The 22,713-nt window shown below is 48.4% G+C and carries 21 protein-coding genes and 5 pseudogenes; 12 read left to right on the top strand and 14 right to left on the bottom strand.

The features are described 5' to 3' along the window. Nucleotides 1-301: 301 nt before the first annotated feature. Nucleotides 302-448, top strand: a pseudogene (locus J4728_RS24335) (helix-turn-helix domain-containing protein); the annotation flags it as partial. Nucleotides 449-774: 326 nt separating this feature from the next. Here J4728_RS24335 and J4728_RS20690 read toward each other — a convergent pair. The 4 genes and pseudogenes from J4728_RS20690 to J4728_RS20675 form a co-directional block, all read right to left on the bottom strand. Next, nucleotides 775-1,389 (bottom strand): disulfide bond formation protein B, encoded by a 615-nt coding sequence (locus J4728_RS20690; protein WP_017466152.1) that lies wholly within the window; start codon nucleotides 1,387-1,389, stop codon nucleotides 775-777. Nucleotides 1,390-1,398: 9 nt separating this feature from the next. Further along, a complete protein-coding gene (locus tag J4728_RS20685; protein WP_000480735.1) occupies nucleotides 1,399-1,557 on the bottom strand; it encodes a DUF5993 family protein in 159 nt (52 codons plus the stop codon). A 132-nt stretch (nucleotides 1,558-1,689) separates the two neighbouring features. Beyond that, nucleotides 1,690-2,604, bottom strand: a complete 915-nt coding sequence (locus J4728_RS20680) for a DMT family transporter (RefSeq protein ID WP_001233445.1) — start codon at nucleotides 2,602-2,604, stop codon at nucleotides 1,690-1,692. Between the two features lie 790 nt (nucleotides 2,605-3,394). Further along, nucleotides 3,395-3,961, bottom strand: a pseudogene (locus tag J4728_RS20675) (fimbrial protein); the annotation flags it as partial. Here J4728_RS20675 and J4728_RS24200 point away from each other — a divergent pair. Continuing rightward, nucleotides 3,948-4,123: pseudogene (locus tag J4728_RS24200) on the top strand (DUF4113 domain-containing protein); the annotation flags it as partial. The pseudogenes J4728_RS20675 and J4728_RS24200 sit on opposite strands and share 14 nt — an antisense overlap. 415 nt (nucleotides 4,124-4,538) lie before the next feature. Here J4728_RS24200 and J4728_RS20665 read toward each other — a convergent pair. After that, nucleotides 4,539-4,961, bottom strand: a pseudogene (locus J4728_RS20665) (tyrosine-type recombinase/integrase); the annotation flags it as partial. Between the two features lie 69 nt (nucleotides 4,962-5,030). Here J4728_RS20665 and J4728_RS20660 point away from each other — a divergent pair. Further along, a pseudogene (locus J4728_RS20660) lies at nucleotides 5,031-6,225 on the top strand (IS256 family transposase). Between the two features lie 145 nt (nucleotides 6,226-6,370). Here the strand turns inward: J4728_RS20660 and J4728_RS20655 are convergent. Both J4728_RS20655 and J4728_RS20650 read right to left on the bottom strand, forming a co-directional pair. After that, entirely contained in the window at nucleotides 6,371-6,511 is a 141-nt protein-coding gene (locus tag J4728_RS20655; RefSeq protein ID WP_001617922.1) for a hypothetical protein, read from the bottom strand. 165 nt (nucleotides 6,512-6,676) lie between these two features. Beyond that, the gene (locus tag J4728_RS20650) at nucleotides 6,677-6,946 is read right to left on the bottom strand and encodes a hypothetical protein (protein ID WP_011233024.1); all 270 of its coding nucleotides are present in this window, start codon (nucleotides 6,944-6,946) and stop codon (nucleotides 6,677-6,679) included. Between the two features lie 370 nt (nucleotides 6,947-7,316). Here J4728_RS20650 and J4728_RS20645 point away from each other — a divergent pair, with 370 nt between their 5' ends. Continuing rightward, a complete protein-coding gene (locus J4728_RS20645) occupies nucleotides 7,317-7,736 on the top strand; it encodes a GNAT family N-acetyltransferase (RefSeq protein ID WP_000354402.1) in 420 nt (139 codons plus the stop codon). A 387-nt stretch (nucleotides 7,737-8,123) separates the two neighbouring features. Here the strand turns inward: J4728_RS20645 and J4728_RS20640 are convergent, their stop codons facing one another. Together J4728_RS20640 and J4728_RS20635 are read right to left on the bottom strand one after the other, a co-directional pair. Further along, on the bottom strand, nucleotides 8,124-8,600 hold the full coding sequence (locus tag J4728_RS20640) for a hypothetical protein (protein ID WP_000030942.1): 477 nt from the start codon (nucleotides 8,598-8,600) through the stop codon (nucleotides 8,124-8,126). 327 nt (nucleotides 8,601-8,927) lie between these two features. Then, nucleotides 8,928-9,323, bottom strand: a complete 396-nt coding sequence (locus J4728_RS20635) for a DUF1398 domain-containing protein (RefSeq protein ID WP_000422886.1) — start codon at nucleotides 9,321-9,323, stop codon at nucleotides 8,928-8,930. A 683-nt stretch (nucleotides 9,324-10,006) separates the two neighbouring features. Here J4728_RS20635 and sopE2 point away from each other — a divergent pair. From sopE2 to pphA, 4 genes are all read left to right on the top strand, one after another. Next, nucleotides 10,007-10,729 carry an SPI-1 type III secretion system guanine nucleotide exchange factor SopE2 gene (gene sopE2, locus J4728_RS20630; RefSeq protein ID WP_023240423.1) on the top strand — a complete coding sequence of 241 codons (723 nt, stop codon included), beginning with the start codon at nucleotides 10,007-10,009 and terminating at the stop codon, nucleotides 10,727-10,729. 284 nt (nucleotides 10,730-11,013) lie between these two features. Then, on the top strand, nucleotides 11,014-11,178 hold the full coding sequence (locus J4728_RS20625) for a membrane protein (protein ID WP_001134856.1): 165 nt from the start codon (nucleotides 11,014-11,016) through the stop codon (nucleotides 11,176-11,178). After that, a complete protein-coding gene (locus J4728_RS24195; RefSeq protein WP_001574231.1) occupies nucleotides 11,169-11,384 on the top strand; it encodes a hypothetical protein in 216 nt (71 codons plus the stop codon). Before J4728_RS20625 ends, J4728_RS24195 begins: the two co-directional genes overlap by 10 nt. A 17-nt stretch (nucleotides 11,385-11,401) precedes the next feature. Beyond that, a complete protein-coding gene (pphA, locus tag J4728_RS20620) occupies nucleotides 11,402-12,052 on the top strand; it encodes a protein-serine/threonine phosphatase (protein WP_208212358.1) in 651 nt (216 codons plus the stop codon). A gap of 18 nt (nucleotides 12,053-12,070) precedes the next feature. On the opposite strand, the gene J4728_RS20615 is transcribed toward pphA, so the two are convergent. The 5 genes from J4728_RS20615 to yebS form a co-directional block, all read right to left on the bottom strand. Then, nucleotides 12,071-12,262 (bottom strand): YebW family protein, encoded by a 192-nt coding sequence (locus J4728_RS20615; RefSeq protein ID WP_000457838.1) that lies wholly within the window; start codon nucleotides 12,260-12,262, stop codon nucleotides 12,071-12,073. A gap of 110 nt (nucleotides 12,263-12,372) precedes the next feature. After that, complete coding sequence (locus J4728_RS20610) at nucleotides 12,373-12,609, bottom strand: YebV family protein (protein WP_024131108.1); 237 nt, start codon at nucleotides 12,607-12,609, stop codon at nucleotides 12,373-12,375. A gap of 117 nt (nucleotides 12,610-12,726) precedes the next feature. Further along, entirely contained in the window at nucleotides 12,727-14,166 is a 1,440-nt protein-coding gene (gene rsmF, locus J4728_RS20605) for a 16S rRNA (cytosine(1407)-C(5))-methyltransferase RsmF (RefSeq protein WP_024148269.1), read from the bottom strand. A gap of 77 nt (nucleotides 14,167-14,243) precedes the next feature. Continuing rightward, nucleotides 14,244-16,877: a PqiB family protein gene (locus J4728_RS20600; protein WP_001535256.1), complete on the bottom strand. Its 2,634-nt coding sequence runs from the start codon at nucleotides 16,875-16,877 to the stop codon at nucleotides 14,244-14,246. Next, nucleotides 16,846-18,129, bottom strand: a complete 1,284-nt coding sequence (gene yebS / locus J4728_RS20595) for a membrane integrity lipid transport subunit YebS (protein ID WP_001207294.1) — start codon at nucleotides 18,127-18,129, stop codon at nucleotides 16,846-16,848. The genes J4728_RS20600 and yebS overlap by 32 nt, the downstream gene beginning before the upstream one ends. A gap of 128 nt (nucleotides 18,130-18,257) precedes the next feature. Here yebS and J4728_RS20590 point away from each other — a divergent pair, with 128 nt between their 5' ends. The 4 genes from J4728_RS20590 (at nucleotide 18,258) to htpX (ending at nucleotide 22,682) form a co-directional block, all read left to right on the top strand. Continuing rightward, on the top strand, nucleotides 18,258-18,755 hold the full coding sequence (locus J4728_RS20590; protein ID WP_001518229.1) for a GAF domain-containing protein: 498 nt from the start codon (nucleotides 18,258-18,260) through the stop codon (nucleotides 18,753-18,755). A 97-nt stretch (nucleotides 18,756-18,852) separates the two neighbouring features. After that, complete coding sequence (proQ, locus tag J4728_RS20585) at nucleotides 18,853-19,539, top strand: RNA chaperone ProQ (RefSeq protein ID WP_000431401.1); 687 nt, start codon at nucleotides 18,853-18,855, stop codon at nucleotides 19,537-19,539. A 19-nt stretch (nucleotides 19,540-19,558) separates the two neighbouring features. Beyond that, complete coding sequence (prc, locus tag J4728_RS20580) at nucleotides 19,559-21,607, top strand: carboxy terminal-processing peptidase (RefSeq protein WP_001091237.1); 2,049 nt, start codon at nucleotides 19,559-19,561, stop codon at nucleotides 21,605-21,607. 193 nt (nucleotides 21,608-21,800) lie between these two features. Continuing rightward, nucleotides 21,801-22,682 carry a protease HtpX gene (gene htpX, locus J4728_RS20575; RefSeq protein WP_000984498.1) on the top strand — a complete coding sequence of 294 codons (882 nt, stop codon included), beginning with the start codon at nucleotides 21,801-21,803 and terminating at the stop codon, nucleotides 22,680-22,682. Nucleotides 22,683-22,713 lie beyond the last annotated feature (31 nt).

Raw genomic sequence — 22,713 nt, 5'->3', positions numbered from 1 at the left:
CGATCAACAACCTGTTTGACCGCTTCAATTTTAAACTCTTCGGGATAACGCTTACCGCTCATGGGCACCTCTCTTTAAGTCATCTTAAATGACTCTGAGGTGTCTGTTAAACCTGTGGCGATTCAGAGCTCTTTGTTCCTTTAACCTTGATGAAGATGGTCAACGTCTGGTTTTACAATTCCGATACAGACAGGATAGCTGCTATGTTTGTTATCCATCTGGAAGGTTATCTGGCTGATAGCATCAAGCGCCAGTTGTGGTCATTGCTTCAGTACCCAGTGTGCCACTACAGTGCCACTACATTGGTGGCCGTAGGCCAAAACTGACGCCGGAGCAATGGGCGCAGGCAGGGTGCCTTATTAGGGCAGGAGTACCGCGACAGCAGGTAGCGATTATTTATGATGCGGGGCTGTCGACGCTGTACAGAAAATTCCCTGTGTTAGGGTAATGCAGTATTTCCACGGTGCGTGCCACCCAAATATGTGCTGTGGATGCTTTATAGGGTGTGCCATTTTTGTGTCAAACATGGTGAAGCATCATTCTATTTCTAACATCATGTGCCATTGAGTTGAGCAATGTGAATGCGGAAATGTGTATTTGAAACAGTTAGTTAAATGTGATTCTACTAATTCGTAATGCGAAGGTTGTAAGTTTGATTCCTGTTATTGCACCATTTCAATGTTACTGTAACTTCCGTGTTAGCCCATAACCATTCCAATTTCTACAAGACAGGTGCTTGCTATATATTTACCAATCAGTCATTTTAAAAGTGCGTCATAACCGGAGAACTGTCCTCGTCAGGAGGCCTGTTTTCAGAAAGGCAATATCCTGTTTCGACAGTAGCTTATATGTGACCGGGTTAGCAGCACATTCCCCTCCGCCACATTCCAGTACAGTTGAAATAAGGTTGGCAGTAATCAGTAACAGAAATACCCAACCGACAATACTGAACAGGTCCGGATTAATATTCAATGAACGAAATGCAACATTCATGCTACTGATTGCCAGAATTACCGCAACAGCAATAATAATCAGAATTGACGTAATCAGAGTCCAAGTATAAAAGTGTAATCCAAAAAATGCAGAACCATATCCTGTGTCACCGGGCATGATATGCAAACATATTTGCCGGGATGCCATAACTCCGGTCAGGATACTGCCAATAATTACCATCCCGTAATGTATACCTCGTAGACCAAAGCAGAGGTTAAATAAAAAGCCAAAACCGGCGATGATGAGGCCAGCCCGCTGTAATAAGCAAATTGGACAAGGCAGTTCATGCCTAACGAGTTGATAATAAAAGGCTACAACCAGAGCAACGCATATCCCAAGGAGTCCCACCTGATTAATCAGATGAACAAGTGTTGTTGGATGATGATGCGTTTTCATACACACTCCTTAAAATGACAAAGTCAGCGAATTGGTCATATGATGAATGAATGATAAAATAGTGACGATGAGTAAAACGGCCCACAGAATGTAGCTGACTTTATCCTTTCTGTTTATGGCCCCCATTGCCACGCTCAGTGCAAGCAAGAATGGCAGAAACATGAACATAAAAAACTCCTTTATTACATTGCTTGTTAATATAATCGCTGTGTATTACCGGGTCTGTATTCCAGCTTATCCACCCCGCATTAGCCGGAGCTCAGTAAGGCATCAGGAATTATTTGCGTTATTATAAATCGATTATTTCTGTGATGAGTTATCCCGGCATCTGCTGGTTACAGGGATATTTCTGGCGACAAGAGTAAGAAATATCCCGATAACTAATGGTATAATAAGCAGCATTGAGTGTGTTGAAATAGCATATCCATAAATATAGTCTTCCAGACTTACCGCAATCAGCGGAAAGATAAGAAATACAAGCGAAGCCTGGAAGGCATTAGCCTTTTGCTGAAGCGCAAAGTAGCACAGGATACCAAAAACTCCGGCAAAAGCCCCGAGATACAGGGTAGCTAATATTGAGTGTACTGAGAAGGTTGATACTTGTGGTCTTTCAAAAAACCATCCTGTCGCAGAAAGTATCAACCCAGCTAAAAGGCACGGGAGCGCATTAAATGTGATAACAGAGACAGTACAACTTCTTTTCTTACATTGTGTATATATTATGGCATGGATTAACACAGCAGAAATAAGCGCAGTGATACCCTGCCAGTGACTCTCTGTACTTGTATTCGTTTCTTCAAGAAGTATCCCCGTCAATGCAGTGATTGCGATAGTTAAGCCCGCGATCTGCATTAGTTTCGCTTTTTCATTTAGAAACAAAACCGATGCTATCAAAACGGCCACAGGCATATTCGCAAAGATAATGGCGGCAAGCCCAGAGTTGACATAGGTTTCACCATAAATCATTAGTGAGAAAGGAATGCAAAAATAAAAGATGCATATCACAAACTGGAATAATCGTTGTCCGGGAGGAAACAACAGTGTTTTTTTTCTTAACCATGCAATGATGATTAAAAAAGGTGCTGCAAACATAAACCTCATTCCGGTTGCAAACACTGGAGGGATAGTTTCAACGGCAATTCGCATGGCCAACCATGTAGTCCCCCAAGTCAGTGAAACTAGCATGAATAATATAGATATCGACACCTTGCGCATAAGATCCTCTCCGTAAAAAAATTAATTTAGCTTTTTAGCTAGAAAAAAGTAGCGTTTTCTTCACTGTGTTTTTTATATGTTTAGATAAAAATTTCTCTATCAGAAGACGCAGTTATGCTGAATGAGAAAAATAATAAATGACTCAGGCTGTTACCACACGATTGTCCACTGCGCCTGTAAGACCTGGCAGCAGTTGTCGATTTAATGTCTATTCTTGCTGGAAGGCATAAAACGCCTTGAAGATGAAGAGCTCACCATTAGTCGGGTCCCTTGTTGAGCCCGGACAAGTTTAACTTATCGCTTTCAACCCTTACGATGATAAATGATCTTATCCACCCATAATGGACATACGGCTAAATGAGTAAATTCTCAAGTAAGAGGCAGGATCTGTATCAACCAGTAAGAAGCCCCAGAAACAGCACCGGCTGAATTCCGTCAGGAAGCTCTGAAACTCGCTGAATGTACGTTGCCCGCGAACGATTGTTAATCAGCGCCATAGCAAGAATAATTGTTTGTTTCACAAGGAGATAGAAAAAACTATAGCTTTGCGCCGGGGCGGAGGCAGGAGGAGATAACTCGTTGTAATAGAATGTTTTTATATGGCGACCTTAATACTGGCGCCATTTGGGATAAAATATAATCAATTAACAAAATTGTGATCCGCTTCTAAATTACTTCTCCTGGCCGTACGGCTACCTGGAAGAATTTGTTCTGAGTCAGATTCATCACCAGAGCTTGTAAAACCCATTACGTAGCCGCAGAACATAATGGGTTACCAGAGCAAAACAGTTTATAACGTAATATAGATGCCAGACACACTACGACGCGATGCCTGTAATTGCGCATTAACGCTTCCTGCTGTTACTGTTTGTCCGCCGATCGCCTCAAGTGAGGCAGTAAAATCACCGCTGTAGATTTCTACTGAACCGGATGATACCCGTGTGGTTAAATCTTTATAGCCATACCAGCCTCGGGCGTTGCCGATGCCCGTCCTGATACGATCGGGCAACAGATTAATCGGCGTACCGGCATCGTTATAGATGCGAATTCCCACTCCGGAAGCTACGCCGGGGTCGCCATAATGGGCGTCCAGTAGCCACGACAGACCGCCTGCGGATGCGGTTATCCCCAGGCGACGAGCCACCGCCACGGCGGTTGGTTGATTAACGACAAACCCCATTGCGATATTGGCGGCACTAATGGTTGGACGGGGGCTGGATACGGCGCCGGACTCACATTCCAGGCTGACGTGGAAAGGTACCTGGCTACTCCCCCCGGCGGCTAATACGCCGACGGCGACAGGGGGAATTTTCACGATCGCAGGATAATCTGTGATTTTACATAACGCGCCGCGCGCCGGTAGTGCGAAGCTGATGGACGTACTGGACCATCTTAACGCAAAAGACGGGAAGGGGACGCTGTACTTCGCCGGGGGGGGATGCCGCAACCGTGGGCTATGAAGCGAGAAATGCTTTCGCCTCGGTATACCACCCGCTATGAAGACCTGCTTCAGGTTAAGTGGCAGGTTTATCCCGATTTTCACATTCCTGATGTAATGGAACCGCAGCCACATCGTATGCAAGAACGGGCTGCGGCAAGCTGGCGATCGTTCGATAGTGCGAGTATTGAATGGTTGCCAGTTGCGGCGGATTTTACTTGTTCAGGATGACTAACCAATGTGTTTAATCTGAAACTAGCCACCTGTTCAACTTTTCGCGATCGCTTTTGTTGGCATCACTATTAAGCCTTCGTCTACATGGGTATTTGGCATCGAGAGTCCCCCAATGGAAGAGGGGAGTGATGTATTGGGCAGTGAGTTTGTTTGGTCGGGGGATTTATACGCAAAATGGCCCGAAATACGTCCGAATTTCTGTATTCGGTCTTTTTTCTTTATACCACGATAAAACCTGATTTAACATTTTTAAAACAGAAAATCAGAGCATCATGTATGCCTTTTCGTCACGTCCATCAAGGTATATTTTTGTTGTGTTCTCTGAAGTATGTCCCAGGAGTTTCTGAGCAAACCCTTCGCCGTAAGCGTCTTTATACAGTCGTCCGGATAAGCTGCGGATCTCGTGAAACGGCGGTGGGTTTTCACTGAAATTTATTCCGGTCAATTTTCGTGCCGCAACAAATTTTTTAGTCAGGCTATCAGGATGAATACTCCCGTTCGGGCTGTTTTTGCGTATGCCAGCGCTGATAAGGTATTCGCTACGGCTTACCAGGCGGCAACGCTCAATCACCGTACTGAGGCGTAAACCCATGGAAGGAAGGTTGAGCGAAAGTGGCAGAGCGATTTTCATCCCGGTCTTGATTTGCTTAACGTACAGTCGCTCATCAATAATGTGACTGAACTGAGACTGTAAGTAAAATTGTGTAATTGCCTGTTTTTGATATGTTCACTCCAGTAACGGAGACAGGCAATTATGGACGAAAAGAAACTCAAAGCCCTTGTGGTTGAACTGGCTAAAGGCCTTAAAACCGAAGCCGACCTCAATTCGTTTTCCCGTATGCTGACGAAATTAACCGTCGAAACGGTGCTCAATGCGGAGCTGGCTGACCACCCCGGCTATGAGAAAAATGCGCCCAAAACAGGCTCAAACACCCGTAATGGCTACTCGTCCAAAACGGTGTTGTGCGATGACGGCGAGATAGAACTCAACACACCGCGTGACCGTGAAAACACCTTCGAACCACAGCTGCTTAAGAAGCACCAGACGCGCATTACGCAGATGGACAGCCAAATTTTATCCCTCTACGCCAAAGGCATGACTACCCGCGAAATCGTCGCCACCTTCAAAGAGATGTACGACGCCAATGTGTCACCCTCGCTGATATCTAAAGTCACCGACGCCGTAAAAGAGCAGGTCACTGAGAGGCAAAACCGGCAACCGGATGCGCTGTACCCCATTGTTTATATGGACTGCATTGTCGTCAAAGTCCGTCAGAATGGCAGCGTAATCAACAAAGCCGTCTTCCTGGCACTGGGTATCAACACCGAAGGCCAGAAAGAGTTACTGGGTATGTGGCTGGCCGAAAATGAAGGCGAAAAGTTCTGGCTAAGCGTGCTGACGGAGCTGAAAACCCGGGGCGTTCAGGACATCCTGATTGCCTGTGTGGATGGTCTGAAGGGCTTCCCGGATGCGATAAACAGCGTCTTCCCGCAGCCCCATATCCAGCTGTGCAGTATCCACATGGTGCGTAACAGTCTGAAATACGTAGCCTGGAAAGGCTACAAAGTCGCCACCAGCGGCCTCAGGCCCCGACCGAAGAGGCGGCACTGATGGCGATGGATGCGTTCGCGAAAGCCCGGGACGATAAATATCCGCAAATCAGCAAAAGCTGGCGTGCGCACTGGGAAAACCTCAATACGCTCTTCAGTTATCCGCCGGATATCCGCAAGGCCATCTACACCACAAACGCAATCTAATCCCTGAACTGCGTGATCCGTGCCGCGATTAAGAAACGCAAGGTGTTCCCGACGGATGACTCAGTACGAAAAGTTATTTATCTGGCGATCAAGGATGCGTCAAAAAATGGAGTATGCCGATCCAGAACTGGCGGCTGGCGATGAGCCGTTTTATTATCGAGTTCGGTGACCGCCTGAGCGATCACCTTTAATAACTGGGCACTTACACAGAATTACTGACAGGCTCATTCTTTTGTGTTGCGCCTCTCTGTTTCTATTGTTTTAGATAGCCATGAGAGCTCCGTCGCTGAGAATTTTAGTCGTGGGGTTCTTTCTTCTGCACCGGGTGGGCGCATTTCATAACTGCAGGACCATCTGCTGAATACTGTATAGCTCTGTATATCGCATGTTGTTGAGGTCAGTGTGCAATTCCTCGGTACTGGCTTGTCCTGTATAGGGCTGGAGATTTCTGGGCAATGTCCTTTTGGACCTGAACATATGTTTTTGATTGAAAATGGCATCGTGTTTTATCCTTTACACTGTGAAATGTTGTTTTGTGCTCTTCTGTTGTGATTGGTGATGTGACGGGATCGTCCATGCACCCTTCCTTTTATTGACGGCGTATCAGTCCATTGATGCCATGCTTGCTTAATTTGTCCAGCATCAGCAAGCCGTCGTTTTCTTTCTGCTGCAATTCAAGCAACTTAAACCGTATTTCGTTAAGTAAAGGTTTAATAACTCCGCGCTTGCGAACCACCTTTCTGATAACGTCTTTTTCGAAGTATAAACGGCAGAAGTGATTTTCATAATTCGCCTACACTCTTCACCCAGCGCTGGCAAATCTTCAACGCTGAAAGGCTGGGGAGAAGGGCGTCCAGTTGCTGAACGGAGAGCGTACCAAACGCCCTGATTCCACGCGTTATCAAACTTCATACCGTGGTCATCATCCAGACAAGGCGCTTGAGGTTGCTCATATCTTTTGGGGAAAGAGGTTCGGCGGTGGATACTGGATATCCTGGATCGGGAAGTGGGTTCCACTGGTGCCAAATACAGTGGGCTGGTAAACCGGGTGGATACCTCAAATCCTGACAGGCCAGAGTATCAGCCTGATAAAATCGTATTACTGATTTCTAACCAGTGGCACATTAATTGTACCAGCTCAGACTCCAACTGACAGTTTGCTTTAAGCGAGTAGCGGACGTGACCTGCCCCGCAGGAGTAAAAATAAACTTTCTATTGATACATTTAATTAACTTATTTATAACGTTATATTCCAAATGCAAACTTGTTCAATTGGATATGTATGGACATTCAAATTACACATCAAGTTACTGAATTTGATAAAGAAGAACTATTAGCCGGATTAAGAAGCTACAATGCTCAGTTCGTCGATTTTAGTAAAAATGGGCAGCTTGGGGTCTACTGCAGAAACGAAAGCGGCGAAATGGTAGGCGGATTAATTGCTGACAGAAAAGGTCCGTGGCTTTGCATCGACTATCTTTGGGTAAGTGAATCTGCAAGGAGCCGCGGTCTGGGGAGTCAACTTATGGCGATGGCCGAAAAAGAAGGTTTGCGGAAAGGCTGTGTTCATGGACTTGTAGATACCTTTAGCTTCCAGGCTCTCCCTTTTTATGAAAAACAGGGTTATATACTTCAAATGTCGCTACCGGACTTTCCTAAAGTAGGTTCGCAAAGGCATTATTTAATTAAGCCTGATTTATAGCTTTGCTACATTTGAATACCCATAGCCTTATGAAAGCTGCAATCAGGTAGCTTTAAAATATATCGTATTGTTGGCCTGTACACACCATGTTCAGCGTCCGCTTCTGGCACAGGGCGGACAGTCAGATTAGGTTTGGCGCTGTGCCATAGATATGTCAGCTCACATTTGAGCTAATACCCCCTGGCACGGTTAGAGGTACTCAGACAGCCGCTTGTAGGCGGCATGGTACGGATACAAAAACATATAGCGCTGTTATATAAACTGTAAACTGGGCTGTGCGTATAATACGAATCTTTCACTCAGAGAAACCTGCTGACAGCGTTAGTACTCCATTAATTAATTTTGTACTAAATCTCTGTGGTATGGCACAGGCGTTTAGAAGACAGGTCAATTGCGATCTGCTAGCTGGGATTTCGTCGCGCCGCTCAAAAATGCACAGAGTTTTTCACCCGCCGTCAATGGCTCAATGGGCGTTTTTCCGAGGGCGGTCTCAGTCATGACGATGGCAGGACCAATAAGCATGGACCATACTTCACTCGCGTCTTGCTCAAGCGATGTGAAGGCAAGGAACAGTGTTTTATCTGAAGGAAAGCGGTGCTGAGTATTAAAAAGTTTCAGCCAGGCGCGGGACTGCCGGTCGGCCTGGGCTGATCGCGTGCCGAAGCGGAGTACTCTTTTTAGTATGGCGATACCCACAATGCCTGGCCCCAGAATAAAGGGACTCCCGACGTTTATGGTGACGCCGACCCCGAGAAAAATGAGGGCGAATGACAACACGTTATCTACTCTTCTGGTCAGAGTACTGTACAGCTTTTCCAGAGAGTACCGGTAAAGAATTTGATAACTGATTTCATCCTTGCTCATACATCTCCAGATGTTTTTTCGATTACGCTCCGGTATGCTCCCGGAATCCTGACAGATTCTGCAATTATGCCACACTTCCTGGAGGGTATTAATTAGATAGAATATAAATAGAAGGCAAATATTTTGAGCTTTTAGTCGATATCGCTTTGAATATCATTTCTCCTGCACCAGGAGATGCTGTTGTCGAGTATCGTGTCAAACGTTGCTGCGTCGGTCGGACTGCACAGGATAACTCTCGCAGTCAGACTCTCATTATGGTCTCAAATGGATAACCCGCAGTCGTAACACGCCGAATGTCACGACTGACGCTATTATTACCCTGGCTTGTTAAAGCGGCATGACCGCATTTTCTATATATAATAATTGGTTGTCTTTCGACCAGTATTGTCGAGTTTTTTGGTTTAATTCCACAATCCATTTAAAAACGCCTGCTGTTGCCAGATCGGTACAGTATTTTTCATAGGAATGCTCCCCCGAAAAGTGTTTAGCTGAAGTCAATTTTATTAATTGCGTATTTGGTGTTGAATTGACTTTAATCAGCTTTCTATTGCTTTTAATAGAAATGAAGTGGCCTGCATGAGTGATAATTTTCACATTGCCGGTAGCAACAAAATAGATGTAATAAGCGATATTATTATATTCCAGATCGATTAGAAATGCGTTGAAATTTGCATCCTTTCTGACGCGCTCGAAAAAGTGGTTAAGCATAAGCTGTAATTCCATTTGTTAACCTATTGTAAGTTATAATGTTATACGTTGTGTTAGAGTATCGTTGCTTAAAAGCAGCCATACAAAGATGTTACCTAAAAGCAATAATAATCGCCTGGTATCATATAGTTTACGTTATGATTGGAATAGTGTTGCAATTGTTACTGATTATTTCTCGTAGCGCGTTTTTTTGACCACTAATAGATGCGTCAATCCATTTCATTTGTAGTTTTTCTGAACGTCATGAAAAGTCATAATATATAAAAATCAGTTAATTAATTGATGTTTAGATAATGATTACAGTGACGGAGAGGTTTGGCGTGGCGACTTTATAGGTTTTGAAAAAGCGGCTAACTCGCTGGCAGGATAATTGGTAGCCAGCCTGCGAATGGGGGCAAAATCGTAACAACATCAGCATAAATAATAATATTCATGAATGTTTTATGTGACGCAGCAGTTGAATTGAAGTGATGTTTTACCTGTTCAGGATTGTCCCGATAAAAATGTTCCTCGATAAAAGTCGATCACCTTGCGCCGAAAAAAAACAGGCTAAGTGACAGAAGAACAAAATCCATCAGGAAAATAAAATTTATAAATATCAATGAGTAAAAATGGTTGTGGAGAAGGTGGCTATTTTTTGAAAGCAAGAAATATAAACAAAGTGTAGCTATGCATAGTTATCTAAAAGGAGAACTACCGTGACTAACATAACACTATCCACCCAGCACTACAGAATCCATAGAAGTGACGTTGAACCAGTAAAAGAAAAAACAACGGAGAAGGACATTTTTGCGAAAAGTATTACTGCCGTTAGAAATAGCTTTATCAGCCTGTCGACGAGTCTGTCAGATCGTTTTAGCCTGCATCAACAAACAGACATACCGACTACCCATTTTCATCGTGGGAGCGCCTCTGAGGGTAGGGCAGTATTAACCAGTAAAACTGTTAAAGATTTTATGCTACAAAAGCTCAATAGCTTGGATATCAAAGGTAATGCGAGTAAAGATCCGGCCTATGCTCGTCAGACATGCGAAGCCATATTATCAGCCGTGTACAGTAATAATAAAGATCACTGTTGTAAATTACTCATCAGTAAAGGGGTCAGTATTACCCCCTTTCTGAAAGAGATAGGAGAGGCTGCGCAGAATGCGGGGCTACCTGGGGAGATAAAAAATGGTGTATTTACTCCAGGTGGGGCAGGGGCGAATCCTTTTGTCGTCCCCCTCATTGCTTCCGCGAGTATTAAATATCCGCATATGTTTATAAATCATAATCAGCAGGTATCTTTTAAAGCGTATGCTGAGAAAATCGTTATGAAAGAGGTTACGCCGCTGTTTAATAAGGGGACGATGCCAACGCCACAACAATTTCAGTTAACTATAGAAAATATTGCGAATAAGTATCTTCAGAATGCCTCCTGAAGGTAGTAAATACAATACTGCTATTAACCATATGAATTAATAGCAGATTTTCTGAAACTATATATTCATTTTTATGGCGACGCTTTTAACAAAACGTCGTCATATTTATTTTAATATAAAAATCAAATGGATACACTTAAAACTTAAAATAATTGTTATTACTCTAAATGCCGGTATAACCAGACAGCTTTTTTTGAAACGCTGCGTGTTGTTAAGTTTATGATACCCGCGCACGGATGATGTCTCGATAAGGATTAATGGTCTGTTAACTGTCAGGAGAGGTTATGCCGCCTTTAAAAAAAATTGTGCTGCGCCTGTTTGTGGGGGCGATGGTCGCCACGGTAACGACACCTGCATTGGCGCTGGTTTGCCTTGAGGATCACTCCGCTAAAGAGTGTGCTATATCGTGTGCTGAGGCGATGTGGTTTATGTTTCCGATATGTTTTTAAGGAGGAAGAGTATTGAAGGTGAACAGGCGATAGTGAGTAGCTCGCTGCGCCAGGGGATAACCCTCCCTTGGCGCAGCCAGTTATATTTTATTGCGATGATAACAAAGCATTTACTCGCTAATGGTGAAATTCGCTATTTACAACAGCGCACGCTTACTAAGCAAAAAAATCTGCACACGCTATCTTTTTATATCTGTCCTGGATAATGAACGACAGGAAAAACATGATGCGGCCTGAAGAGATTTATCAGCGAATAGAGGCAAAGAATTGGCGGCATGTCTGGGTGGTTGGCGATATTCACGGCTGTTTTTCAATGTTAATGAAAAGGTTACGTGAGTGTCGATTTGATCCGCAACAAGACTTGTTAGTTTCTGTGGGCGATCTCATTGATAGAGGCCCGGGCAGCCTGGGTTGCCTGGCTTTACTGCGTGAGTCCTGGATGACGGCGGTTCGCGGCAATCATGAACAAATGGCGCTGGATGCGCGGGCCTCATCGCAGTCGACGCTGTGGTTGATGAATGGTGGCGACTGGTTTACCCGCCTGACCGCTGAACACGCTGCGCAAGCTGAAGCGCTTTTTATCCTTTGTCAGCGACTGCCCTGGATACTGGAAGTTCGCTGCCGCCATAGCACGCATGTGATCGCTCATGCTGATTATCCAGCGTCAACCTATCAATGGCAAAAAAAGGTCGACTTACATCAGGTTCTCTGGAGCCGCGAACGGCTCATAAATAAGCGCGGTGGGATTAGCGGAGCCGATCATTTTTGGTTTGGCCATACGCCGTTGCGCCGGCGCATGGATTTTGCCAACGTACACTATATTGATACGGGCGCGGTATTTGGCGGGCAATTGACGTTAGCGCGGATACAATAGCGGTATCAGCGCCCAGGGTTAAAAATCGCTATATTGCTGCGCAGGCCGCCAGAAGCCATCGATAAAATCCTCTACCGGAAAACAGCCGCCATGGCGAATCCGTTGATCGTCCATCGAATAAAGACATTGCTGCTCGGTATCGTAGATGTCCACGACAATATCCTCGCATCCTCCATCCAGGTAACATACAAAAAGTACCAGCGCGAACATTACATCCTCAATGTTAACTACTTTACACGATAGTGTAGGAGAGGTTAGCGCAGGGGGGAAATGAGAAAAGGAAGAATAAATAACCCGCCTGGCGACGGGTTCTTTTTGAGTCAGGCAAGACGCATGACCCAGGCATCAGATTTAGGATCGTAATGAGTACGGAACAAAACGGAATGTTCCCCGTTGAGAATGGCGGGAACGCTGGTTTCGGCATCCCAGGCATCCAGTTGCATACATAAATCCGGATCGGATTTACAGGGGATTGTTAACGTTCGCTCCCCCGGCGATTCGCCATGTAATTCGGCATCGTCGATTTCAAAAGCGCCAATGCGCACACTGGTTTTCATCATCGTGCTCTCCGTTAATACGCTAATTGTGGTACGACCAGTTTAGCCGTCCATTTTTCAGCGTAGTCAACGTACGCAAAAGCGCCAGTCAAAAAGTGCGGTTTTTTTGTGCGCCTTTTAGCTATTACCAGTAAAGAGTTTGCCATCCCGCACCAGTTCACGCGGGTAACTGTTCTTTATTCTTGAGCCGATACGTTTTGCCAGACCAAGCGGCTGATGCTGGAACGTCACCAGGACATCATCAGCGGCAGGGGGTGTTTGCGGATAAATATCCCGACCGCGATACCACTCCTTCGCCTCTTGCACAGAAAGTTCGAACGCGTGAGCATGAGTCGGGCAGGCAAGGGCTATCGTCGCCTCATGTTGCCAGCGATAGCCTTTATTATGACTTTCGGCCAGCTTAATGCCGAGCCGGGAAAAACGGACTTTTCCGATCAGTGATTCAATTTCTGCCGGGAACAGCCAGACCTCTTTTTCACGCTGCCAAAGATGGAGATTTTCATCCCATAGCAGTCCGACGGCGTTGGCCGCCTGGGTAACGTGTAAGGCTTCGCGGCCTTTGAGGGGGGTAAAAGGAAACGTCCCCACTTTATACCCCGGCGCGGGCATGGCTGGAAGGGATGACATTTTACGCAGACGTGCGACGAAGAATCCTTCGCAGTCGTAAATTTGTGGGAAGACGTGCAGGAAGCCTTCCGGGGTGAGGGCGCGGTCAGCGTCAGGAAACAGATCACCCAGCGGCAAAAATTCAACGGCGTCGGCGTAGGTCTCTTGCAGCCAGAGGCAGACCTCTTCGTTTTCCTGGCGATTTAACGTGCAGGTGGAGTAGACCAGCGTGCCGCCGGGTCGTAAAGCATGAAAAGCGCTGTTGAGCAGTTCCCGCTGTGTCGCCGCGATATCCAGATTGCTTTCTGGCGACCAGTTTTTTAGCGCATCAGGATCTTTACGTACTACGCCTTCGCCAGAGCAGGGCGCATCCAGCAGGATAGCGTCAAACATCTCCGGTAACGCAGCGCCAAATACGCGGCCATCGAAATGCGTCAGTGCGGTATTGGCGATTCCACATCGGCTGATATTAGCGTGCAGAACTTTGACGCGGCTGGCCGAAAATTCGTTGGCCAGAATGGCGCCGCGGTTCCCCATGCGGGCAGCGATCTGCGTGGTTTTGGAGCCAGGCGCCGCTGCCATATCCATGACCCGCTGCGGATGATTATCATCGGCGAACAGGGCCGCGACCGGCAGCATCGAACTGGCCTCCTGAATGTAAAACAGGCCGCTTAAATGCTCAGCGGTACTGCCAAGCGGCAATGCCTCTTCATCATCGCGCTCGATCCAGAATCCTTCATGACACCACGGAATTGGCGTGAGCGACCAGCCGTAGGGCGCGATTAGGGCAAGGAAATCAGCCACGGATATTTTAAGCGTATTGATGCGTATACTGCGGCGCAACGGGCGTTGGCAGGCCGAAATAAATTCATCAAAAGAGAGCGTGGAAGGCATTGCTTCACGCATTTGCGTCAGAAAAGCGTCAGGAAAATAGACAGCGTGTTGAGCCACAGGTGTATCGCCGGCAAAAAAACAGGCGCGCAGTGTAGCATAAAACGCTCCGGCGCGAGTACGCCGGAGCCGGGTGTTTAACGTGGCAGAGCGGTACCCCATTCACGCCACTCTTTCGGTTCGCTCTCTTGTAACAGGAAATGCTTACCGGCTTGCGCTTTTGGCGCCAGCGGCGTACCTGGTGGAGTAGCGAAGGCGATACCGCCACGGATGAATTGATTAAATGTCCCCGTTTTCACCACGCCGCCTGTCAGACCAAAGTCGAGACTATAGCCGGAGGCAAGCCAGAATACGGAGTTATTCCGCACCAGATATTGGTAACGCTTACTGATGCGCAAGGTGATCATCACGCGATCGGAGAGCGACCCCAGGGACATTCCGGTGACGGTTCCCACTTCGATACCGCGAAACAGGACGGGGGTACCAATATTAAGCGAGCCTGCTTCTGGCGCCTCCACGACGATGCTTAACCCATCCAGATAGCGTGAGTCGGTAATCGTGGCTTCCTGCAGTTCAAAGTCGCGCCGTGCCGCGCCGCGTCCTGGCTCAACGTTAATATAGGGCTGGAGAATCGTATCCAGATGCTCGACGCCCGCCGCGGAAATTTGTGGCGTAATAACGGAAAAACGTGTCCCGGCGCGGGCAAATGTCTGTACATACTCCGGATAAAGTACGGCTTTTGCCTGCACTTCATTACGTGCGGTGATCAATTCCAGCGTCTGGATCTGGCCGATATCAATACCGAGGTAACGAATGGGCATCCCTTCCGCCAATTTTCCGGCGTCGAACGCGTGCAGCGTAATTTGTCCGCCTACCGCGCGAGCGGAGGTTTCTGAAGCATAAAGAATGCGTTTATCGCCTTTGCGCCGACTGGCGCTGGCGCCGCTCAGGTTATCAAAACTAATGGCCCCTTTCAGCGCGCGGGAGAGTGGCGAGGCCTGTACCGTTAGGCCGCTGCCGTTAAGTTGCACCTTCGCGCCGCCTTCCGCCCAGAACACGCTATTGCTGGTTAACAGGTGGCGATATTCCGGCTTAATATGCAGGTCGATGTCAAAGGTATTGGCGCGTGGGCGAACGGTGATGACTTCGCCTACTTCAAATTTTCGATACAGCACGACGGAACCTGCCTGGACATCCGGCAACGTTTCGGCTGTCAGCGTCAGGGTGGTAGTCGGTAAGTCACTGAGACTATTTTCCAGCGCTTTTTCCAGGTTAGCATAGAGCGGGTAGGTGGATTTCATCTTCCCGCTCGTACCGGGTAAAATACGAATTCCGCCGTCAATCCACTCGCTGGCGCTGGCGCCGAGGAACTCTACGCCGTCAAGGCCGACTTTGACATCCACCCGGCTGTTGACCACGAATTTACTGTCGCCCTGTACCAAATCCCGGTGCTGCGGTTCAATCGCGACGATGAATGACACGCCTTTACTGGATAAGTTGCGCTCAATGACCTGGCCAATTTTTACGCCATGTAAAATTAACGGCTGGCCCGGTTCGATACCGTAACTTTCCGGGGCCGTCAGCGTCAGGGTTAAGGCATTCGCCTCATGCAGCAGGGCCTTTTCACCCGGCACCACCACAAATTCACTGCGCGGTTCGCCGTCGCCCGGCACCAGCTCGAAGGTTTTTCCGGTTAACAACGAACTGATATTCGCGTCGCTCAGCGACAGTTTGGGATTGCGTAACTCAATACGCGTATTTTCCCGCATCAGCGGAACAACGCTGGGATCGACGGTCATCTCTCCGGTGACTTTACCGCCAGGGTTGAGCGTCAGTTTAGAAAGCTCACCCACCTCCAGTCCCTGGTACATGAGCGGCGTAGATTCCGCCTTCAGACCGTCTCCGCTGGGCAGCTCAAGTTTAACGATTACCCCTCGTTGGCTGTGGGCTAAATCTTTATATAAGCCGAACGTGTCATCCTGGGCGGCGGGTTTGGAATTGTCCGGCGAATCAAACGCAATCGCGCCATTGACCAGGGCTGCGAGGCTCTCCAGTTTCACCTTCGCGCCGCTCAGGCTTAGATCGGCGTCAATGCCGGAGACATTCCAGAAACGGCTGCCTTTTTTCACCAGATCGGTAAACCGTCGCTCAATCAGAACGTCAATCGTCACGCCCTGTTTGTTAGGGTTAATCGAATAGTCATACACCCGTCCGACAGGGATTTTACGGAAATAGACCAGTGAACCGCTATTAAGCGAACCGAGATCCGGCGCATGGAGATGAATCATCAGATCGCCGTTGCTAAGCCGGTATTTAGGCTGTGTATCCAGGGCGACGAAATGATCTCTGGGCTTGCCTTTACCTGGCATCATACCGATGTAATTCCCGCCGACCAACGCATCCAGGCCGGAAACGCCCGCCAGCGAGGCTTTGGGCGTCACCAGCCAGAATTGCGTCTCTTCGCGCAACGCATCTTCCATATCTGATTTGATACTGACGCGAACTTCAATTTTGCGCAGATCTTTGCTCAGACTGACATCTTCCACGGTGCCGACTTCTACTCCCTGATAACGCACGGGAGTACGGCCCGGTACGATACCGTCCGCCGACATAAAATCGATAGTCACGCTATTGCCGCGATCCTGGTAGCTATCCCATACCAGCCACCCCGCGATCATTAGCGCGATAAGCGGTAGCAGCCAGAAAGGTGAAATACGGCGTTTGGTTTTAATTTGCGCTTCAGTCTTCGAAGCGGGCGTTTCCTGACTCATGTGCATCCCAAAGTAAGCGGCTATCCAGCCATTCCACTGCAAGAATAGTCAAAATTACCGCTGCGCCGAAATAAAACGCAGCCGGTCCCATAGTAAAAGCCAGAATCTGATCGCGATTAATCAGAGACATGGTTAACGAGATAACGAAAAGATCCAGCATCGACCAACGGCCTATCCATGTCACCAGACGCAGCAACAGAATTCGCGTCCGCAGTCCCTGTTGGCATTTAAAATGGATACTCAACAGTAGCGTAAACATCACGATGACTTTGGTAAACGGCACCAAAATACTGGCGATAAAAACGACGGCGGCGACGGCGATATTGCTGCTGGCAAGCGACATAATGCCCGACAGGATAGTATCTTCCTGACGCCCGCCATTAATGTAGATTACCGAGATAGGCAGCAGGTTTGCCGGCAGCAAAAAGACAATAGACGCCAGCAAGGCCGCCCAACACTTCTGTATGCTCTGTTTTCTGCGTAACCGTAGCGGAATATGACAACGCGGGCAGCGTCCTTTCGCATCCGGATAGCCGCTAAAGTGGCAGCCAAGACAGACGCGCAATCTTTCGTCCGCACGTTGAGCAGGGCGCTGCGGATAAAATCGTTCCCATAGTTGCTCCACATTCAGATGAATCATAGTCAGAATGCTAAGAACCACCAACGAGACGAACGCTAAAAGCCCGATGCCCGGCTGCAGAAAGGCATAGTCCTGCACTTTGATAGAGGCAACGCCAATACCGACCAGATAGATGTCCAGCATCACCCACTCTTTCAGTTTTTCCAGCATCAGCAGGACTGGACGCAGATTCATGCCGAGGAGGCTGCCAAACCACAGGTAAGCAATTGAAAAAACCAGAATAAGCGGCGCGCCCACCACGCAAAAGAGCACCATTGCGGCGGTTAACGGATCGCCCTGCTGCGTCATTTGCCAGATGCCGTGCATCACATTGGCATCAATGCGTACGCCCAACAGGTAGATATGGAGTAACGGTTCGCTCCAGGCAAACGGCATCAATAGCAGCATGGTTACCGCCATCGCGGTCAGCCGCGTCAGCGACCAGTCGCGCCCATCGCGAATTTTGGCCTGGCAACGAGGACAATAAGCGCTTTGATGAGCGCTCATCTCCGGCAAGCTGAACAGCATGTCGCATTCAGGGCAGCGCTGGTAGTGGCTGCGCGGCAGCGCTTCGCTAATTGACCTGATCGTTAGCTTTTTTGTTGGCGTGACGTGTGAGGTGTTCAGAGCCATGTATCGTGAATCAAAGTGTTAGAATAATGTAATCTTAACTCATGACAGGAATAATCTTGAGCAAGAACGCATTTAATGCTTATTTTAATAGCCTGTGTTTAGGAGTAAGACCACGAAGTGATTATATAATGAGCAAAACAGAACTATACGCGGCATTAAACCGCGATTTTCAGTCGTTAATGGCAGGTGAAACCAGCTTTCTGGCCACGCTGGCGAATACCAGCGCGCTACTGTTCGAACGTCTTACCGAGGTGAACTGGGCGGGATTTTATCTCCTCGAAGGCGATACGCTGGTGTTGGGGCCGTTTCAGGGGCGAATCGCCTGTGTGCGGATTCCGGTTGGTCGCGGCGTGTGCGGCGCAGCGGTAGCGCAGAATAAGGTTCAACGTATTGATGATGTTCATGCGTTTGACGGCCATATTGCCTGTGATGCCGCCAGCAACGCCGAAATTGTGCTGCCTGTCACGGTTGGCGAACGGATTATCGGCGTGCTGGATATAGATAGCACGGCGTTTGGCCGTTTTACCGAAGAAGATGAACACGGCCTGCGTACGCTGGTCGCACAGCTTGAAACCGTGCTTGCAACGACGGATTACAAAAAATTCTTTGCGAGCGTCGCAGGATAATCAACGGATAACGTAGCAATTACTGATGGCGTCATTATAATGACGCCTGTTCATGCCTGCTGCTTGTTGGCTACGTCCGTTGTAATCAGGAAATTTCATGGAAAATCAACCTAAGTTGAATAGCAGTAAAGAAGTTATCGCGTTTCTGGCCGAGCGTTTTCCTCACTGTTTTAGTGCGGAAGGCGAAGCTCGCCCGCTGAAAATTGGTATTTTTCAGGATCTGGTAGAGCGAGTTGGGGGCGAAATGAACCTCAGCAAAACGCAACTTCGTTCCGCTTTACGTCTTTATACTTCAAGCTGGCGTTACCTGTACGGCGTTAAGCCGGGCGCAACGCGCGTCGACCTTGATGGCAATCCGTGCGGCGAGCTGGAAGAACAGCATGTCGAACATGCGCGTAAGCAGCTTGAAGAAGCCAAAGCCCGTGTTCAGGCGCAGCGCGCAGAGCAGCAAGCGAAAAAACGCGAAGCTGCCGCGGCGGCTGGCGAAAAAGAAGACGCGCCGCGACGCGAGCGTAAACCTCGCCCGGTAGCGCGTCGTAAAGAAGGCGCTGAACGTAAACCTCGCGCTGATAAACCGACGACGAAAGCGCCGCGTGCGCCTCGCGAAGAGAAGCACACGCCGGTTTCTGATATTTCAGTATTGACCGTAGGGCAGTCCCTCAAGGTGAAAGCGGGTAATAATGCGATGGATGCCACCGTATTAGAAATCACCAAAGATGGTGTCCGTGTACAGCTGAATTCGGGTATGTCTTTGATTGTACGCGCAGAACACCTGGTGTTCTGAAACGGAGGCCAGGCCTGGCATGAACACTTTTTTTAGGCTTACCGCGTTAGCTGGCCTGCTTGCATTAGCAGGCCAGTCCTTCGCCGTGGAAGATATTACGCGTGCCGATCAAATTCCCGTACTAAAGGAAGAGACGCAACATGCGACGGTGAGCGAGCGCGTAACGTCGCGTTTTACCCGCTCCCACTATCGCCAGTTCGATCTGGATGAGGCATTTTCGGCAAAGATTTTTGATCGCTATCTGAATCTTCTCGACTATAGCCACAACGTTTTGTTGGCGAGCGATGTCGAGCAGTTTGCGAAAAAGAAAACCGTGTTGGGCGATGAGCTGCGCACGGGTAAGCTGGATGTTTTTTACGATCTTTATAACCTGGCGCAAAAGCGCCGGTTTGAACGTTACCAGTACGCGCTAAAAGTGCTGGAACGGCCAATGGATTTCACCGGAAACGATACGTTTAACCTGGACCGCAGTAAAGCGCCCTGGCCGAAAGATGAGGCTGAGCTAAATGCGCTGTGGGATGGTAAAGTGAAATTCGATGAGCTCAGTCTGAAACTCACCGGCAAGAGCGACAAAGAAATTCGCGAAACGCTGACGCGTCGCTACAAATTCGCTATTCGTCGCCTGGCGCAGACCAACAGTGAAGATGTGTTCTCGCTGGCGATGACCGCTTTTGCGCGTGAAATCGACCCACATACGAATTATCTTTCTCCCCGCAATACCGAGCAGTTTAATACCGAAATGAGCCTGTCTCTGGAAGGTATCGGCGCGGTGCTGCAAATGGATGACGATTATACTGTCATTAACTCATTGGTTGCCGGCGGCCCGGCAGCGAAGAGCAAGTCGATTAGCGTCGGCGATCGTATCGTCGGCGTAGGGCAGGCCGGAAAACCGATGGTCGACGTTATTGGCTGGCGTCTTGACGATGTGGTGGCGCTGATCAAAGGGCCGAAAGGCAGCAAGGTTCGACTGGAAATACTGCCGGCTGGCAAAGGGACGAAAACGCGTATTATCACGCTGACGCGTGAACGGATTCGTCTTGAAGATCGCGCGGTTAAAATGTCGGTGAAAACCGTCGGCAAGGAAAAAGTTGGTGTACTGGATATTCCAGGCTTCTATGTTGGCTTGACCGATGATGTCAAAGTTCAGCTTCAGAAGCTGGAAAAACAGAACGTTAACAGCATCGTTATCGATCTGCGTTCAAACGGCGGTGGGGCGCTGACGGAAGCCGTTTCGCTTTCCGGTCTGTTTATCCCTTCTGGTCCGATAGTTCAGGTGCGCGACAATAACGGCAAAGTGCGTGAGGATAGCGACACCGACGGCGTGGTCTACTACAAAGGCCCGCTGGTGGTGCTGGTCGATCGTTTCAGTGCCTCGGCATCGGAAATCTTTGCTGCCGCGATGCAGGATTATGGTCGCGCGCTGATTGTCGGTGAGCCGACCTTCGGTAAAGGGACGGTACAGCAATATCGTTCGCTAAACCGAATTTACGATCAGATGCTTCGCCCGGAATGGCCTGCGCTGGGTTCGGTGCAGTACACCATTCAGAAGTTTTACCGTGTCAACGGCGGTAGTACGCAGCGTAAAGGGGTCACGCCGGATATCATCATGCCGACTGGCAATGAAGAGACGGAAACCGGAGAAAAATTTGAAGATAACGCCTTGCCGTGGGATAGCATTGATGCGGCGAAATACGTGAAATCGGACGATTTGGCCCCGTTTGGCCCGGAATTATTGAAAGAACACAACGCGCGTATCGCCAAAGATCCTGAGTTTCAGTACATCATGAAGGATATTGCACGTTTCAATGCCATGAAGGATAAGCGCAACATCGTCTCTCTGAATTATGCGCAGCGTGAGAAAGAGAACAATGAAGAAGACGCTCTGCGTCTGGCGCGTATTAACGATCGGTTTAAACGTGAGGGTAAACCGTTGCTGAAGAAACTGGACGATCTGCCAAAGGATTACCAGGAGCCGGACCCGTACCTTGATGAAACGGTGAAGATTGCTCTGGACCTGGCGCATCTTGAAAAAGAAAAACCAGCGGAGCAGGCGGCAGCCAATAAGTAACGCTAAACAGGCACAAAAAATTGTGCCTGTTTTTTTTTAACAAGCGCAGAAGTCGTCAGGATAATGCTACAAAATGTAAAGTTGTGTTTTTCTCGTGACTTACCGCCTGGTGATGCTTGAAAATAGCCATAAGACCCATACGATGTGGGTAATCGCATAGTGCGCTTTGTTAAATTGAGGTTAAAAGAAAATTATGATGCGAATCGCGCTCTTCCTGCTGACGAACCTGGCCGTGATGGTCGTTTTCGGGCTGGTTCTGAGCCTGACAGGGATACAGTCGAGCAGCGTGCAAGGCTTGCTGATCATGGCGCTGCTGTTTGGTTTTGGCGGTTCTTTTATTTCATTGCTGATGTCCAAATGGATGGCGTTAAAATCCGTAGGAGGGGAAGTTATTGAACAGCCTCGCAATGAAAGAGAACGCTGGTTGATGAACACCGTAGCAACGCAAGCGCGCCAGGCCGGTATCGCCATGCCGCAGGTTGCTATCTACCATGCGCCGGACATTAACGCGTTTGCGACGGGCGCACGCCGTGACGCCTCATTGGTCGCTGTGAGCACCGGTTTGTTGCAAAACATGAGCCCTGACGAAGCGGAAGCCGTCATTGCGCATGAAATCAGCCATATTGCCAATGGCGATATGGTGACGATGACGTTGATTCAGGGGGTGGTTAACACCTTCGTTATCTTTATTTCGCGCATTATCGCGCAAATTGCTGCTGGTTTTCTGGGCGGCAACCGCGATGAAGGCGAAGGAAGTAACGGTAATCCGCTAATCTATTTCGCCGTTGCGACGGTGCTGGAACTGGTCTTCGGTATTCTGGCGAGCATCATCACCATGTGGTTCTCCCGTTACCGTGAGTTTCATGCCGATGCGGGATCGGCGAAGCTGGTTGGCCGTGAAAAAATGATTGCCGCGTTGCAGCGCCTGAAAACCAGCTACGAGCCGCAAGAAGCGACCAGCATGATGGCGTTTTGTATTAACGGTAAATCGAAATCGTTAAGCGAGCTGTTTATGACGCACCCACCGCTGGATAAACGCATTGAAGCGCTGCGTAGCGGTGAGTACCTGAAATAATAAGCCCACTGGCAAGTATGAAAAGCGCGTC

Source organism: Salmonella sp. 32070601201500089SM (assembly GCF_017573605.1).
GTDB classification, from domain to species: Bacteria; Pseudomonadota; Gammaproteobacteria; order Enterobacterales; family Enterobacteriaceae; genus Salmonella; species Salmonella enterica.
The sequence above is the reverse complement of the archived record's forward strand: the minus strand, read 5'-3'. Positions and strand labels throughout refer to the sequence as shown.

Coding starts and splice junctions, on each gene's coding strand:
- J4728_RS20690 (WP_017466152.1), bottom strand. CDS start 1,389: ATGAAAACGCATCATCATCCAACAACACTTGTTCATCTGATTAATCAG.
- J4728_RS20685 (WP_000480735.1), bottom strand. CDS start 1,557: ATGTTCATGTTTCTGCCATTCTTGCTTGCACTGAGCGTGGCAATGGGG.
- J4728_RS20680 (WP_001233445.1), bottom strand. CDS start 2,604: ATGCGCAAGGTGTCGATATCTATATTATTCATGCTAGTTTCACTGACT.
- J4728_RS20655 (WP_001617922.1), bottom strand. CDS start 6,511: ATGTTCAGGTCCAAAAGGACATTGCCCAGAAATCTCCAGCCCTATACA.
- J4728_RS20650 (WP_011233024.1), bottom strand. CDS start 6,946: ATGAAGTTTGATAACGCGTGGAATCAGGGCGTTTGGTACGCTCTCCGT.
- J4728_RS20645 (WP_000354402.1), top strand. CDS start 7,317: ATGGACATTCAAATTACACATCAAGTTACTGAATTTGATAAAGAAGAA.
- J4728_RS20640 (WP_000030942.1), bottom strand. CDS start 8,600: ATGAGCAAGGATGAAATCAGTTATCAAATTCTTTACCGGTACTCTCTG.
- J4728_RS20635 (WP_000422886.1), bottom strand. CDS start 9,323: ATGGAATTACAGCTTATGCTTAACCACTTTTTCGAGCGCGTCAGAAAG.
- J4728_RS20625 (WP_001134856.1), top strand. CDS start 11,014: ATGCCGCCTTTAAAAAAAATTGTGCTGCGCCTGTTTGTGGGGGCGATG.
- J4728_RS24195 (WP_001574231.1), top strand. CDS start 11,169: ATGTTTTTAAGGAGGAAGAGTATTGAAGGTGAACAGGCGATAGTGAGT.
- pphA (WP_208212358.1), top strand. CDS start 11,402: ATGATGCGGCCTGAAGAGATTTATCAGCGAATAGAGGCAAAGAATTGG.
- J4728_RS20615 (WP_000457838.1), bottom strand. CDS start 12,262: ATGTTCGCGCTGGTACTTTTTGTATGTTACCTGGATGGAGGATGCGAG.
- J4728_RS20610 (WP_024131108.1), bottom strand. CDS start 12,609: ATGAAAACCAGTGTGCGCATTGGCGCTTTTGAAATCGACGATGCCGAA.
- J4728_RS20600 (WP_001535256.1), bottom strand. CDS start 16,877: ATGAGTCAGGAAACGCCCGCTTCGAAGACTGAAGCGCAAATTAAAACC.
- yebS (WP_001207294.1), bottom strand. CDS start 18,129: ATGGCTCTGAACACCTCACACGTCACGCCAACAAAAAAGCTAACGATC.
- J4728_RS20590 (WP_001518229.1), top strand. CDS start 18,258: ATGAGCAAAACAGAACTATACGCGGCATTAAACCGCGATTTTCAGTCG.
- proQ (WP_000431401.1), top strand. CDS start 18,853: ATGGAAAATCAACCTAAGTTGAATAGCAGTAAAGAAGTTATCGCGTTT.
- prc (WP_001091237.1), top strand. CDS start 19,559: ATGAACACTTTTTTTAGGCTTACCGCGTTAGCTGGCCTGCTTGCATTA.
- htpX (WP_000984498.1), top strand. CDS start 21,801: ATGATGCGAATCGCGCTCTTCCTGCTGACGAACCTGGCCGTGATGGTC.